Source organism: Pseudomonas sp. LBUM1672 (genome assembly GCF_059695655.1).
Genome location: NZ_CP166781.1, coordinates 519,343 through 533,031, shown reverse-complemented (window position 1 = coordinate 533,031; position 13,689 = coordinate 519,343). Strand labels below are relative to the sequence as shown.

Annotated in this window: 11 protein-coding genes; 3 read left to right on the top strand and 8 right to left on the bottom strand. The window is 59.3% G+C overall.

Translation table 11 applies throughout. From position 1 onward, the window contains the following. Nucleotides 1-15 precede the first annotated feature (15 nt). Nucleotides 16-984 (top strand): metal ABC transporter ATPase, encoded by a 969-nt coding sequence (locus tag ACA053_RS02385; RefSeq protein ID WP_497394464.1) that lies wholly within the window; start codon nucleotides 16-18, stop codon nucleotides 982-984. A 101-nt stretch (nucleotides 985-1,085) separates the two neighbouring features. Here the strand turns inward: ACA053_RS02385 and hldE are convergent, their stop codons facing one another. The 4 genes from hldE to msbA form a co-directional block, all read right to left on the bottom strand. Further along, nucleotides 1,086-2,510 carry a bifunctional D-glycero-beta-D-manno-heptose-7-phosphate kinase/D-glycero-beta-D-manno-heptose 1-phosphate adenylyltransferase HldE gene (gene hldE, locus ACA053_RS02380; RefSeq protein WP_131058771.1) on the bottom strand — a complete coding sequence of 475 codons (1,425 nt, stop codon included), beginning with the start codon at nucleotides 2,508-2,510 and terminating at the stop codon, nucleotides 1,086-1,088. 102 nt (nucleotides 2,511-2,612) lie between these two features. After that, entirely contained in the window at nucleotides 2,613-3,218 is a 606-nt protein-coding gene (gene cysC / locus ACA053_RS02375) for an adenylyl-sulfate kinase (RefSeq protein ID WP_497315166.1), read from the bottom strand. Continuing rightward, nucleotides 3,211-3,915 (bottom strand): sulfotransferase family 2 domain-containing protein, encoded by a 705-nt coding sequence (locus ACA053_RS02370; RefSeq protein WP_497394463.1) that lies wholly within the window; start codon nucleotides 3,913-3,915, stop codon nucleotides 3,211-3,213. Before ACA053_RS02370 ends, cysC begins: the two co-directional genes overlap by 8 nt. Before the next feature lie 158 nt (nucleotides 3,916-4,073). Further along, nucleotides 4,074-5,876 (bottom strand): lipid A export permease/ATP-binding protein MsbA, encoded by a 1,803-nt coding sequence (gene msbA, locus ACA053_RS02365; RefSeq protein WP_109627670.1) that lies wholly within the window; start codon nucleotides 5,874-5,876, stop codon nucleotides 4,074-4,076. A 156-nt stretch (nucleotides 5,877-6,032) separates the two neighbouring features. On the opposite strand from msbA, the gene ACA053_RS02360 reads away from it, so the two are divergent. Together ACA053_RS02360 and ACA053_RS02355 are read left to right on the top strand one after the other, a co-directional pair. Beyond that, the gene (locus tag ACA053_RS02360; RefSeq protein WP_497394462.1) at nucleotides 6,033-7,895 is read left to right on the top strand and encodes an O-antigen ligase family protein; all 1,863 of its coding nucleotides are present in this window, start codon (nucleotides 6,033-6,035) and stop codon (nucleotides 7,893-7,895) included. Next, nucleotides 7,895-9,112 carry an acyltransferase family protein gene (locus ACA053_RS02355; protein ID WP_497394461.1) on the top strand — a complete coding sequence of 406 codons (1,218 nt, stop codon included), beginning with the start codon at nucleotides 7,895-7,897 and terminating at the stop codon, nucleotides 9,110-9,112. The genes ACA053_RS02360 and ACA053_RS02355 overlap by 1 nt, the downstream gene beginning before the upstream one ends. A 170-nt stretch (nucleotides 9,113-9,282) precedes the next feature. Here the strand turns inward: ACA053_RS02355 and ACA053_RS02350 are convergent, their stop codons facing one another. Genes ACA053_RS02350 through ACA053_RS02335 form a run of 4 tightly spaced genes read right to left on the bottom strand, consistent with a single transcriptional unit; the run spans nucleotide 9,283 to nucleotide 13,686 of the window. After that, a complete protein-coding gene (locus tag ACA053_RS02350) occupies nucleotides 9,283-10,167 on the bottom strand; it encodes a glycosyltransferase (RefSeq protein WP_497315158.1) in 885 nt (294 codons plus the stop codon). Continuing rightward, entirely contained in the window at nucleotides 10,164-11,318 is a 1,155-nt protein-coding gene (locus ACA053_RS02345) for a glycosyltransferase family 4 protein (protein WP_497315156.1), read from the bottom strand. The genes ACA053_RS02350 and ACA053_RS02345 overlap by 4 nt, the downstream gene beginning before the upstream one ends. Next, a complete protein-coding gene (locus tag ACA053_RS02340; RefSeq protein WP_497394460.1) occupies nucleotides 11,315-12,199 on the bottom strand; it encodes a DUF6625 family protein in 885 nt (294 codons plus the stop codon). The genes ACA053_RS02345 and ACA053_RS02340 overlap by 4 nt, the downstream gene beginning before the upstream one ends. 53 nt (nucleotides 12,200-12,252) lie before the next feature. Then, a complete protein-coding gene (locus ACA053_RS02335) occupies nucleotides 12,253-13,686 on the bottom strand; it encodes a PIG-L deacetylase family protein (RefSeq protein WP_497394459.1) in 1,434 nt (477 codons plus the stop codon). Between the last annotated feature and the right edge of the window lie 3 nt (nucleotides 13,687-13,689).

Here is a 13,689-nt window from a genome sequence, read left to right as displayed (position 1 = left end):
TAAGCAGGAGCCGACATGCCGCGTACGCTCATAAGAAAGAACCCGAGCAACTTCAAGACCCTGCCGTTGTACGTCGAAGCGACTCCCGAAGGCTTGAGTTACCAGAGCGTCGGGATGCCGCTCAATTTCTCCCAGACCCTGCAACGTCGCCGCCCGGTGACGGTGCCCGACACTGAGCGCTTCGCCCTGGAACTGGCCAACCTCGGGGTCTCGGTGCGCCTGACCCTGCATTGGCAAAATCGCGATTACTGGGTGTTGGTGCGTCAGCGCCGCCAAGACCGCGGCGATGTGGTGCTCAAGCTGATCTCCGGTTACGTGCCGGCCCACGAGCTGAACCTGCCGCTGCACACGGCGATCCAGGAAATTGCCGAAGAGTGCCTGCTGGAAACCCCGGAAGGCTGGCTCGGCGGACGTTTCAATGACACTTGGCTGCCGGCGCCCTACTCGTCCGCGCTGCATTATCGCGAGGCGCTGCCCTTTCGCCTGACGCCGCTGTCTGGCTCGGCGCGGCCGGTGCGTTGCGCCAAGATGCAGTTGATCGAACGTCCTCGGGCCTACGTGCATTTGCCAACGGCGTCACTGCAATTGATCTATGACTTGCGCCTGGACGTGCCCAAGGAAGCCAAGTCCCTGAGCTTGTTTCATGTCGATGAGCGGCTGGAAGGCGATCAACTGGTGGCCCGGCTCGATCGCAAACGCCCCGATCTGTATTTGATGCCACTGCAGGACGGCCAGCCGATGGCCGAGCTGTACACCTTGAAAAAGGATCAGCTGTACCCGGCGAGTACGCGCGGGTTGTATCTGGCGGAGAGCTTTTCCCAGCAGGAAGGCTGGCTGGTGCGCGATGAACGGATACGCTGGAAGGATTGGGTACGGCAGCAGGGGTTGAGCTTGCCGGGGAAGGATTCCAGTTTAGCGCGGTTGCGTGGGAAGGCGAAGCTACTGCTGAAGAAAATTGTGCCGCGCAAGAAAGTCAGCTCTTAGAAGCAAGAAATCGCAGCCTCGTTTCACTCGACAGCTCCTACATGAGATCCGATTCCCTGTAGGAGCTGTCGAGTGAAACGAGGCTGCGATCTTTTATGGCATCACTCAGACTTGCGGATTTTCTCGACAATCGCGGTGGTCGAGCTGTTTGCCACCAGCCCCAGCACTTTCACGGTTCCGCCGTAAGCGGTCACGATGTCCGCGCCGACCACCTGGTCGATCCCGTAATCCCCGCCCTTGACCAGCACGTCCGGCTTGACCTCGCGCAGCAGGTTTTCCGGCGTGCCTTCAGGGAAGCTGATGACCCAATCCACAGCACCCAGACCCGCCAATACAGCCATGCGACGGTCGACGCTGTTGATCGGACGACCCGGCCCTTTCAGGCGGCTGACCGACGCATCGTCGTTGACCGCGACAATCAGTCGATCTCCTTGGGCGCGCGCCTGCTCGAGGTAGGTCACATGGCCGGCGTGCAGGATGTCGAAGCAGCCGTTGGTGAAGACAATCTTCTCTTTATGCGCACGCGCATCGTCGACCGCCAGCAACAACTGCTCAAGGCCCAGCACACCGCGCTCGGAGCCTTCTTCACGCTGGATGGCACGACGCAGTTCCGGGGCGCTGATCGCTGCCGTACCGAGTTTGCCGACGACGATGCCCGCCGCCAGGTTCGCCAGGGCCACCGCGTGGGGCAGTTCTTCGCCTGCGGCAATCGCCGCCGCCAAGGTGGAAATCACCGTGTCGCCAGCACCGGTCACGTCGAACACTTCACGTGCACGGGCAGGCAGGTGCAGCGCCGGATGATCCGGGCGCAGCAAAGTCATGCCGTGTTCGCCACGGGTCACCAGCAACGCGCCGAGGTCGAGGTCGTGCATCAACTGCGCGCCCTTGCTCACCAGTTCGTGCTCATCGGCGCAGCCGCCGACGATGGTTTCGAACTCGCTGAGGTTCGGCGTGATCAGGCTTGCACCACGATAAATCGAGAAATCCTTGCCTTTTGGATCGGCCAGCACCGGAATGCCACGGGCACGGGCGGCCTGGATCAGCACCTGATGGTTTTTCAGCGCGCCTTTGCCGTAGTCGGACAGCACCAGCACCTTGATGCCTTCGAGCAGTTCGTCGACTTGCTCGCCAAGCGCGAGGGCGTCAGTGGCGAAGGGTTCTTCGAAGTCGATACGCAGCAGTTGCTGGTGACGACTCATGACCCGCAGCTTGACGATGGTCGGCTGGTGCGCGATGCGTTGGAACAACGCCCGTACGCCAGCGCCCTTAAGGCTATTGGCCAGGCTGTCGGCAGCTTCATCGTCGCCCGTCACGCCGACCAGCGAAGCTGGTGCGCCGAGAGCGGCAATGTTCAACGCAACGTTGGCGGCACCGCCCGGGCGGTCCTCGATTTGCTCGACCTTGACTACCGGTACCGGCGCCTCAGGGGAAATCCGTGAGGTACCACCATGCCAGTAACGGTCGAGCATGACATCGCCGACCACCAAGACAGGGGCTTGATCGAATCGCGGCATGGACAACTTCATGGAGCAACCCACATACAAAATGAACAGGGGCGCGATATTACCACAGGGTTGGCGCTGGCTTGCGCGACGGCTGCAACGGGATGATTCGCCGGGCAAAACTGTTCATTTATTGAGCAAAAATGCCGTTAGCCGAAGGCAAGCGTCTGCCAAGTCCAGCTCCTCGGTATCGATCTCGCATTCGGCCGACAGCGGCGCCTCGTATGGGCTGTCGATGCCAGTGAAGTCCTTGATGCGCCCCTCCCGTGCCGCTTGATACAAACCTTTCGGGTCGCGTTGCGCACACACCGCGAACGGCGTGCTGACATACACTTCAATGAAATCGCCCTCGGCGAACAACCGGCGTGCGGCCTCACGCTCGGCGCGAAAGGGAGAGATCGCCGCAACGATCACAATCAGACCGGCATCGACCATCAGCCGCGCCACCTCGGCCATGCGCCGGATGTTTTCCCGGCGGCAGTCCGCTCCCATTCCCAGATCACGGCACAGCCCATCGCGCAGGTTGTCGCCATCGAGAAGAAATGTGTGCAGCCCGTGCTGATTGAGCAGCACCTCAAGGGCATTGGCCAACGTCGATTTGCCCGCCCCGGACAACCCCGTCAGCCAGAGGCAACGCGGTCGTTGGGATTTGATCGAGGCCCTGGCTTCATTCGGCAGCGACAAAGCATAGGGTCTGATCGCGCAAACCGGCATCGACAGCGCCTCATTCATAACCGAGCATCTCGTAATCACGCTGGTACGCGCGCCGCACGAGCCGACGGGTACGAACCGAGCAGAAGTCGCGGGCCTGCATTGTCTGCCGCTGCCGGGAACTGTTGACGTGCGGCAGCACCGCCGAGTGGCCCAACTGTTCGCAGGCCAGCTGGAAATCCCGCTCCAGATGTTCCTGGTATCCCATGAAGTCCAAGGCAAGGCGCCCCAGGGAATCGGTGAGGAAATCCGTTTGCGCGGCGAAATGCAGTTGCCGCTGGATCGTTTCCGGGTGCAGCCAGCGCCCGACAAAGTCGTCGAAGTCGCGGTAGTGGCTGACCAGTTTCTGCGCCGCGTGATCGCGCCGCCCCAACTCGTTGCCCCGCAGAAAAGCGTAGGCCGAGTAAGCCCTTTCCAAAGGATCGCGAACGAAAGCGAATTTGAAACTGGCGGCGAACTGCTCGGGGAATTGCTGCTCGTACCAGTACAACGGCAAATGTCCCGGGCTCCAGTCATCGAACAGCGCCGCACAGACGCTGCTTCCGGCACACTTGGGGACGTGGATGAACAGGCAGGAACGTTGCTCGAAGGCTAGGGGAAAACGCAGATTGGCCGACATAGACTTGTTCACCACCTGACGGTCCACCACCGACAGACGCCCCAACAGGAAGGCACGTTGCGGTTTGGGCAGGAGTTTCCAGAGATAACGTTGCAACATGGCAGCACCCGCGCGAAAGGGATGACCCTCTCGATTGAAGTCAAAGTTCGTTCAGGAACCTTAACAAGCAGGGTGCGCAGTTTTATTCAGGTTTGGTCAAGAAGGGTAAGGGACTTGATACAAATCACCGGGCGCATTGCACGCCCGGTGAACAAAGGTCAGGCGATGTCTTCCGCCGGGGCGTCCAGGCCCATGGCATTCAGCCGGGCGTAGTAACCGTTGTGCGCCAGGAGTTCGGCATGGGTGCCGCGCTCGACGATCCGCCCCTGGTCCATGACCAGAATCAGGTCCGCCTTCTCGATGGTCGACAACCGGTGAGCGATCACCAGGGTGGTCCGGCCTTTCATGACCTGGTCCAGTGCGGCCTGAATATGCCGCTCGGACTCGGTATCGAGGGCTGAAGTGGCCTCGTCGAGAATCAGCAACGGAGCGTTCTTCAACAGGGCCCGTGCAATCGCCAGACGCTGGCGCTGACCGCCGGACAGCAACACCCCGTTCTCGCCGACCTGAGTATCCAGGCCTTCGGGCAACTGCTCGATGAAGTCCATCGCATAAGCGTCTCTCGCCGCTTTTTCGATGTCTTCACGGGGTGCGCCAGCCAGGTCGCCGTAGGCGATGTTGTTGGCCACGGTGTCGCTGAACAGGGTCACGTGCTGGGTCACCTGGGCGATGTGCTTGCGCAGGTTCAGCAGTTTGTACTGCTCCACTTCAACGCCATCGATCAGGATCTCGCCCTTGTCGTGGTGATAGAAGCGCGGAATCAGGTTGGCCAGCGTCGACTTGCCGCTGCCCGAACGCCCGACCAGCGCGACCATTTGCCCCGGCTCGACCGAGAAACTGATGTCATCGAGCACCTGGCGATCGGTATCAGGGTAAGTGAAGCTCAAGTTGCGCACGTCCAGACGACCACTGACGGCATCGCGCTCGACGGTGCCCGTATCGATTTCAGGCGCGACGTCCAGTTGCTCGAAGATGCTCTCGGCACCCGCCACACCTTTCTGGATGGTCGAGCTGACTTCGGACAATTGACGGATTGGCTTGGGCAGCAGACCGGCCAGGGTGATGTAGGCGACCATGTCACCGGCCGACGCATCGCCGCGCAGGTACAGCACCAGGAACATCAGCACCGCCATGGCGCTGTAGATCACCAGTTGCAGCAACGGCGTGTAGATGGCGCCGGTACGGGTCATGCGCAGTTGCTTGTCAGTGTTGCCCTGACTGGCATCGTAGAAGCGTTTTTCTTCGTAGACTTCGCCGCCGAAGCTGCGCACAACGCGATAACCCTGGATGGTTTCCGACGCCACATGCGTCACATCGCCCATGGCCAGCTGGATTTTCTTGCTCTGCTTGCGGAATTTCTTGCTGGCGGTACGCACCATCACGGCGATCAACGGCAGGATCGCAACCATCACCAGGGTCAGCTTCCAGTTCATGAACAGCAGCGAGGCGAACAGGAAGATCACTGTCATGCCTTCACGGATTACGACCTTGATCGCATCTGTGGCCGCCCCGGTGACCATCGTCACGTTGAAGGTGATACGCGAAATCAGATGACCCGAGTTATGCTTGTCGAAATACCGATTAGGCAAAACCAGCAGGTTGTTGAACAACTGCACACGCAAATCATGCACCAGCCCGAGGGAAACCTTGGCCAGAAAGTAGTTGCCCAGATAAGATCCCAGCCCCTGCCATGCGGCGATCAGGATGATCAGCAGCGGCACCGCCTGCAGCAGTTGCAGGTCACGCAGGTAAGGCACGGTTGGAAACAGCACCGCCTCGGGGTTGGACAAGCCGTCGACGAAGTACTTGAGGATGTAGCCGAGCATTGGCTGCGTCGAAGCGAAAATCAGAAATCCGACGATGCTGATCAGAAACAGACTGATGTAGGGCCGGACATAGCCGAGCAGGCGGAAGTAGATTTTCAAGCTCGAAGGGCTTGCGGAGAGACTGGAGTCGGTCATATCACGCGAATGTCGATAAAAAGGACGCTGACTTTAGCACAGCTTCCTCAGGGTTCTGGCAATCGCATAAAGGCTGTTATTGTTACGCGTCAGATTAAGCATCAAATAGCCATCACCCCAAAATGGCCGACCAACTTCAGGATTGAATCTCTCAGCATGCAACTCAGCGGTTTCAATAGCGTGTCCAATCGAGTCTTCGATTTCATTTGCCTCTGGATTCTTCCACTCGGCTATCTCTTGCTCCTGTGCGCGTTGTTTTTCCTGCCGGGTCGAAGTCTGCATCACAAGCTTTTTTATGGCCTGTTCAGCATTCCGTCGCTGATTGCACTTTGCCTGCGCCCTCGCGAGCTCAAGGAGTTGCTCCGAGAGCCGATCTTCATTGCGGTGCTACTGTTTGCCGCCTGGGCGCTGCTCAGTTTGTGCTGGGGGCCTGGCAGCGACCGCATTGCCGCCCAGTTCAAACCACCGCTTCATACGCTGTTGCTGTTCGCCGGCTGTTACTTGCTGGTGCGTTATCGCAGCGAAATCGTCCAGCCTTTGCTGTTCAGCGCAGCGATGGTCGGGCTGATCGGTACGGTCGTTAACCTGTTCATGTACGCCCGCATTTACGAGCCAAACTTGCGGCTCATCGGCGGCGGTGCGTTCGATAACCCGCTGCTTGCCTCCCACATGTACGGCTTTTTCTGTGCTTACTGGCTGAGCCTGAGCATGAGCTGCAAGCGCCGACAGATGCTCTGGCTGAGCATCCCCGCAATGGCCATCATGTTCGCTGCCGTGATCGCCACCGGCTCCAGAACCCCTCTGGTTGCCCTGACACTGGCTGCGCTATGGCTGGGTTTCATCTGCTGGAACCGCCGCTCCGTTGTGTTGTTGGGCACCCTGATCGTCAGCAGTGCGGCCGTGGCGGTACTGTTTTCACATATGATCATCGAACGCGGCGATTCCTATCGCATCGAAATCTGGCAGTTGGCCCTGCAAAAAATTGCCGACCACCCATGGATCGGTCATGGCTACAACGCCGATCTGACCCTCGACCCCGGCATTGGCTACTCTTTGCAGGAGCCGCACAGTTTTGCCTTGGGCGTGCTCTATTACGTCGGTATTTTCGGTTTGTTGCCGTGGTTGTTTTTCCAGGCTTGGGGATTATTGAGCAGCTGGCGCAATCGCGTGCAACCGCTGTTCATCATTGCGTCCACCTGGCTGATATTCGGCATCGGCGCAGGTTTGACTGAAGGTGGCGGGATCATTTCCCGACCGAAGGAACACTGGTTCCTGCTGTGGATTCCGCTGGCGCTGATCGCCGCGCTAAGCATTAACCAGCGTGCCAAACGTTTATTGGCGATGCCGGTCAAGTCACTGAAATCGACCGTCATGCACACGATGACTGCCAATGCGCAGGTGATTGAAGAGGATGGCCTGGGCCCCAAAGTGCTGCGTCTGGTCGATGGCAGCTTCCTCAAGCTGTTCCGCCGCCGTCGCTGGTACACCTCGGGCAGCTTCAATCCGTATTCCGAGCGTTTCGCCACTAACAGCATTCAACTGCGCGACCTGGGTATTCCAACGCCGCAGATCCTTGACCTGTACCGGCTCGACGATGGCAGCAGCGCCGTGCACTATTCCCCACTGCCAGGCAACACGCTGCGCCAGGTGCTGCAAGGCATTACCGCGCCAGCAGTGCGTCAGGCGCTGGTGGAGCGTTTCGGCAAGTTCATGGCTCAACTGCATGAGCAAGGTGTCTATTTCCGCTCGCTGCATCTGGGTAACGTGCTGGTGTTGGAGGATGGCGAGTTCGGCCTGATCGATGTGGCCGACTTGCGCATCTATCCTTCCTCGCTGAGTCTGTCCCTGCGTAAGCGTAATCTGCGCCATATGCAGCGCTACACGGTGGATAAGCGCTGGTTGTTCGAAGACCATTTCGAAGCGCTGCTCCAGGGATACGCCATGACGGCGTCGAAATCCGCTGTCGATAACCTGCACAGGCAAGTACTGGCCGGGAGTTCCCCGGCCCGGGCTCATTGATGACTGAAACCAACCCGTTCATTGCGCTGGCAGCCTACCTGCTGGCCATCGTGACCGCCGCCCTGTTGTTGCGCGCCGTTCCGAAAATCGCCCGGCACCTGGAGCATTCCGGCGAAAGCCGCTATGCCAGCATTGATGGGCTGCGTGGCTATCTGGCGTTTGGTGTGTTCGTGCACCATTCGGTCATTACCTGGATCTTCCTGCGCACCGGCGTTATCGAATTTCCGCCGAGCAATCTCTACTCACAGCTTGGTCAAGGCAGCGTCGCGCTGTTTTTCATGATCACCGGCTTCCTGTTCTGGAACCGATTGCTCACCCAGGGACGTCAACACGACTGGCTGGCCTTCGCCGTTTCCCGGGTGTTCCGCCTCTATCCTTTGTACTTGCCGTTGATGCTGATTGTATTTGTCACGGTGTTCTATCTGCAGAACTGGGAACTCAAGGAGCCCGGCATCCGCCTGGCCGGGCAGATTCTGGCATGGCTGACCTTCGACCGGCCGGACGTCAACCAGTACCACCAGACCGGCATGCTGATCTCCAACGTCACCTGGACGTTGGGCTACGAGGTGTTTTTCTATCTGGCGTTGCCATTGGCCGGCATGGTCTTCATCTATCGCGGCAGCTGGCTGCAAGTGGTGCTGTGCCTGATCGGCATTTACGCTCTGTACCAATTGGTCGGCTGGGAACACTCGCTGAAGAAGCACTTTCTGGCGAGCTTCCTGGGCGGCATTGGTGCGGCGTACTGGATACGCCGGCCACACTTGAAGACCTGGGGTCAGACGCGACTGGCGGGGATTATCGCGTTGCTGGCGGTGACGATTGCATTTACGGCATTCAACCGCGCGTTCAACCTGTTGCCACTGCTGCTGCTTTCCTTGTTTTTTGTCATCGTGGCCTCCGGAAACACCCTGTTCGGCGCACTCAAACCGCGCAGCATCCGCTGGCTTGGGGAAATCAGCTACAGCACCTATTTACTGCACGGTTTCGTGCTTTGGGTGATGGTGCAACGCCTGCCGCTGGTGCTGCACCTGGACGCTCGTGACACCTGGACCTATCTGTCGCTGATTGCCGTGTGCACGTGCCTGCTGATTGTCATCAGCAGCCTGACGTTCTTGTACGTAGAGAAGCCGGGCATGGCAGCGGGCCAGAAAGTCTTGCAGTGGCTGCGCCAAGGCAAAAAGGCCGACAAGGGCCTGGCGGAGAAGATCGCTCGCTGAACTGAAGCTGATAACGCCCTATGTAGCAGCTGGCGCAGCCTGCGTTCGGCTGCGCAGCAGTCGTAAAACCAGAGCACGCGGTGTATCAGGAAGACCGTGCACTCAGGGTTTACGACTGCTGCGCAGCCGAACGCAGGCTGCGCCAGCTGCTACACCGATCGCGTTAGGCCTTAGTCTTTTTCCAGCGGCGAGAAGTACAGTCGCCCCAGACCACGCCAGGTCTTTTTGTTCCAGGCCTTGAACGGGATCTGCGCCAGCAGCTCGCGGGCCAGCTTGCGATCACGGTTGGCGGTCTTGAGGAACATCGAACTGAGGAACTTGTAACGCACCTCGTCGTACAGCGGATGATCGCTGAACAGCGCGTAGGAGCGCAGGATGTTATCGACCATGAAACGGTGGTTCTTGTAAGAGTTGGTGGCGTGCTTGCGATAGCGCGCCATCAGCACATTCAGGCCATCGATAAAGTAACCGGCACGCGTCACCTTCAGCTCGATCAGCAAGTCTTCCAGGCGAATGTTCGGATCGAATCCACCCACCTTGTCCAGCGCTTCCCGGCGGATCATCAGAGTTGGCGCAGGTGGATAGGGTTTGCGCTCCAGGAACATGTCATCGAAATCCAGACGACGGAACGGCACATCACGGCGTTGACGCTTCTCGGGATACAGATTGCCGTCGGCGTCGATCAGCTCGATGTTGCCGGCGCAGATACCGACCTCGGGCTTGCCATCCATGTACGCCACCTGCGTCGCAATGCGCTCCGGCAGCATGATGTCGTCAGAACCGAATGGAGCGATCAGGCTGCCCTTTGAACGGGCAATGGCAGCATTGAGAGTGTTGGTCAGCCCCTGGTTCTGTTGAACCCGGAAATCAAAACCGTGCTTCTCCTGCAATGCCTTGATGCGCTCAACGCTGTCGTCCTTTGAACCATCATCGACCACCAGCAACTCGATGTTCGGATAGGTCTGGTCGAGGACGCTGAGAATGCTTTCCTCAATGTAGGGTGCGTGGTTATACGACGCGATGATGACAGTGACGAGAGGTTGCGCGTCGCTCATGGTTGTTCCTTGCGGGCCTGTTCCAGGCCGGAGTCGATCAGGTTCAGGTATTCCTGACGGAACACCTCGATGTCATGTTCTTTCTGGAGATAACGGAAGGACTGCTCGCCCTTGGCCTTGAGCTCGTCATCCGACAGCCCGAGGTAATTATCCAGCGCCGCGACCAGGCTCGGCACATCCTTCGGCGTAATCGCCAGCCCGCCCGCACCTTCGATCAGCGGCAGCATGGCCGGCACGTTGGAGGCGATCACCGGCAGATGACCGCTCATGCCTTCGAGCAGCGCCAGTCCCAGGCCTTCAGCCAGGGACGGCATGGTCCAGACGTCGAACGCGCGGATGTACTGCAAGGCAATTTCCTTGAAGCCCAGCAGGTGTGCGCGACCGGTCAGCCCCAGGCTTTCGATCTCGGCTTTCAGGCGCGACTCTTCGCGACCGGCACCGATGATCGCCAACTGGGTGTTCGGGTATTTGTCCTTGAGGGCGGCAAACGCCTGCAACAGATAGGTGTGGCCCTTGACCGGCACCAGGCGACCCAGCGCCCCGATCAAGCGCACCGACGGATCGATACCCAACAATTCGCGGGCGCGCTCGCGGCTGTGCTGCAAGCCTTCCGCCTGCTCGATGTCGATGGCATTGGTAATGGCGTAGGTATTCTGGTCAGTGAAACCGCAGTCGCAATCCAGCAGGTACTGTTTGACCGCCGGCGACACGCCGACGAAGCGCCAGTGACGATCGATCAGACGCTGGGTCTGGCGGCGCCGGTAAAACCGGTCGTACTCGCCAAAACCGTGGGAAATGCCGATGCACAGCGGCACCTTCAACCAGCGGTTGAGCGTCAGCATCATGTTCACTGGCTTGAAGCGATTACAAATCACCACATCGAACTTTTCCGCACGGCAAAACTTGTACAACGTCCACATCGCGCGCAGGCGCATGCCCTTGAGAGACTTGTCGGAAAACTCGAAATACACCGAACGGTCGGCCCGGCTCACAGCCTCGCCCGGCCCGGGCTTGCCCCGCAGGAACGCTGCAGTGACTTCGTAGCGATCATTTGGCAGCGCCTTGACGATCTGCTCCGCGAGGTCGGCAAAATCATGGGCTTTGACATTGTAGTCAGGCTGCAATTGCAGAACCTTTGACCGTTGACTCATAACGCTCCTCGGTGAAAACCTGTCGCATCGATGACCCAGGCCGGTTCGGCGGCGATACGCCTGACCTCGGCTGGATCGGGTGGAGGCAACCGTGACCACTCGTTGCGTTTCCAGCAAACGAAGTGGAAGTACGGAAACCGGCGATCGCCATCGCGATCATTACTCAAACAGCCATTACGCCAATACCAGTGATGCGGAAAATCATCCGTGCCGTCGTGCCACTTGATGCAGCCACCCGGCGTGCTGAACGCTTCGGTGAACTCGCTGCGCCGACGCCACGGATTGAGCTTGCCCACCAAGGTGAACAACGGCTCGGGGAAATTCTTGCGCCAGAGGAAGATCCGGCTGAATGCGCCCTCGTCCAGCGCATGATGCTCCTGATCGGTGAAGCGCTTTCGCCAATTCTTCATCTGCATGAACAACTCACGCTTGCGGGCGTTGTTGCGCATCAGGCAGAGATGCCCTGCTACTCGTCGCTCGTGAGTCGAGAACAGGTCATAACCGGCCAGCCGATCAGGGGTGAAATAACTTCGCAGGTCACCATACACCAGATCAATATCGCCGAACCCCCAGAAATCATAGCCTTGCAACCGGTCGGCATGAATATGCCCCAACGCCGGCTTGATGTCGCAGAGCTTGTAAGCCGCATCCGGTGCAAAGTCGATATCCAGCCGTTGTGAGACCAACCCGCAGTAATCTTTGAACGTCATGCACTCGACGGTGACGTTGGGTGGCAGATTCTCAGGCCTGCCGCAATCGCTGAACAGCAACCAGTCGATATCGGCGTTGCGACGGCAACTCTCCAGGAAAAACGGCACCCAGAACGGCCATTGGCCGAAATACGGGATCAGAAAAACAATGCGCGGGCGTGGGTTGATCACAGAAGAATCACTGCAGTTGTTTAAGACGCGGCCATGCTAGGCCGCGAAGTGCTTCATTTCTGCTGTCGAGATGTTTCACCATGCTTCAAAAGCCACAACAATTCATGGCGTCTGACCGCTTTTCGAAAAAATTCGTTCTCGCCATAAAGGGGCGGCACTCTACGGGCCAGCAACCGTTGTATCAACCGACGCAAACGTCGCTTGAACGGCATCGGCGGTTGCAGGTCGTGCATCATGCCCAGCGCCATGGCTTTGTCACGTTGAAGGTCCAGCGACAGCGGCAGGCAGCAAGGCTGCATTGGCGTCGCCGGGTCGAAGGCCGGCGGCAGCGCGATGCCATGCCCCGCATCGCCCATCGGCCAGCGATCGTTATCGTGCAGATGATTGGCGTAGCCGAGCAAGGTGGTCGGCTGCCACTCAAGACCGCTCAAGGCTTCGAGGACCGCTTGCTGGGCGCAGAGATGATCGGGATGCGGATCGAGCGTCGGGTGTGGCAGCACGATCACTTCGGGACGCGCGCGCAACAAAAGCTCACGCAGATCGGCCAGCAGATTGTTCCAGGTCGGCGCACCGTCGACGTCGCCCGGCAGGGCAAATGGATTCAACTGGCGATACACGCGGGTGTCGCTCAACTCGGCTTCACGGGAACCCATCGGCTTCGTCGGTGCAGCCTGCATCGCCGCCAGCTGCAGGCAGAAATATCCCAGCTGCACGCAATGCGCTTCAGGCACGCCCGCCCAGCGCGGCACAGCGATGCTGTCCCAGGCGCGCAAACGGCCCTTGAGTCGGGCCGCCTCGACCTTGCTCAAACCGATCTGCTGATAATGTTCGGCTTCGATTTCACCGGCGGTGAGGGTCACGATCCAGGCCTCATCGGCCTGACTGTACAACCCATAGGCGGCCAGTTCGGCGTCGTCGGCGTGGGGCGCGATCACCATCACTCGCTGACGGCGATAATCCGGTTGCTCCAGCGCCCACAGCACCGGCTCGCCGACTAAGCGGCAGAAGCGTCCCTGGAGGCGTAACTCGCCCCGCGACAACACTTGCGCCTGACCGCTGAGGTTCAGGTAGCGAAGGCCGTTCACACCGCGCTCAAACGTCTGTTGATCCGGATTTTCGCCACCCAGCAATTCGACCACCGGATCGATAAAGCGCCCCAGCCACGTGCTTTTTACCCGCAGCGCCAACACCAGCGTTGCGTCGTCGACCAGCATCACGCCTTCGTCCAGGCGCAAACGCTCCCCGTCCAGATGCACCTTGGGCTGCGGGGTGTACGGCGGGAAACTGTATTGGTAATCGTCTTTGGGCGAGTAGAACAGGTGATCGGCGAACCAGGCTTCGTGGGCAATCCAGCCCAGCACCGCCAGCACCAGCGGCAACCACCAGGCCACCAGCAGGCCGATGGCAATCAACAGCACCAGCGCGATCAACAAGCCGATGCGTTTGTTGCGCCGATGGCGCTTGAGCAGTTGCTGTTTGCGGCTCATGGG

What these genes read in the sequence shown, in the direction of transcription:
- ACA053_RS02385 (WP_497394464.1), top strand. Translation starts at nt 16, where the DNA reads ATGCCGCGTACGCTCATAAGAAAGAACCCGAGCAACTTCAAGACCCTG.
- hldE (WP_131058771.1), bottom strand. Translation starts at nt 2,510, where the DNA reads ATGAAGTTGTCCATGCCGCGATTCGATCAAGCCCCTGTCTTGGTGGTC.
- cysC (WP_497315166.1), bottom strand. Translation starts at nt 3,218, where the DNA reads ATGAATGAGGCGCTGTCGATGCCGGTTTGCGCGATCAGACCCTATGCT.
- ACA053_RS02370 (WP_497394463.1), bottom strand. Translation starts at nt 3,915, where the DNA reads ATGTTGCAACGTTATCTCTGGAAACTCCTGCCCAAACCGCAACGTGCC.
- msbA (WP_109627670.1), bottom strand. Translation starts at nt 5,876, where the DNA reads ATGACCGACTCCAGTCTCTCCGCAAGCCCTTCGAGCTTGAAAATCTAC.
- ACA053_RS02360 (WP_497394462.1), top strand. Translation starts at nt 6,033, where the DNA reads ATGCAACTCAGCGGTTTCAATAGCGTGTCCAATCGAGTCTTCGATTTC.
- ACA053_RS02355 (WP_497394461.1), top strand. Translation starts at nt 7,895, where the DNA reads ATGACTGAAACCAACCCGTTCATTGCGCTGGCAGCCTACCTGCTGGCC.
- ACA053_RS02350 (WP_497315158.1), bottom strand. Translation starts at nt 10,167, where the DNA reads ATGAGCGACGCGCAACCTCTCGTCACTGTCATCATCGCGTCGTATAAC.
- ACA053_RS02345 (WP_497315156.1), bottom strand. Translation starts at nt 11,318, where the DNA reads ATGAGTCAACGGTCAAAGGTTCTGCAATTGCAGCCTGACTACAATGTC.
- ACA053_RS02335 (WP_497394459.1), bottom strand. Translation starts at nt 13,686, where the DNA reads ATGAGCCGCAAACAGCAACTGCTCAAGCGCCATCGGCGCAACAAACGC.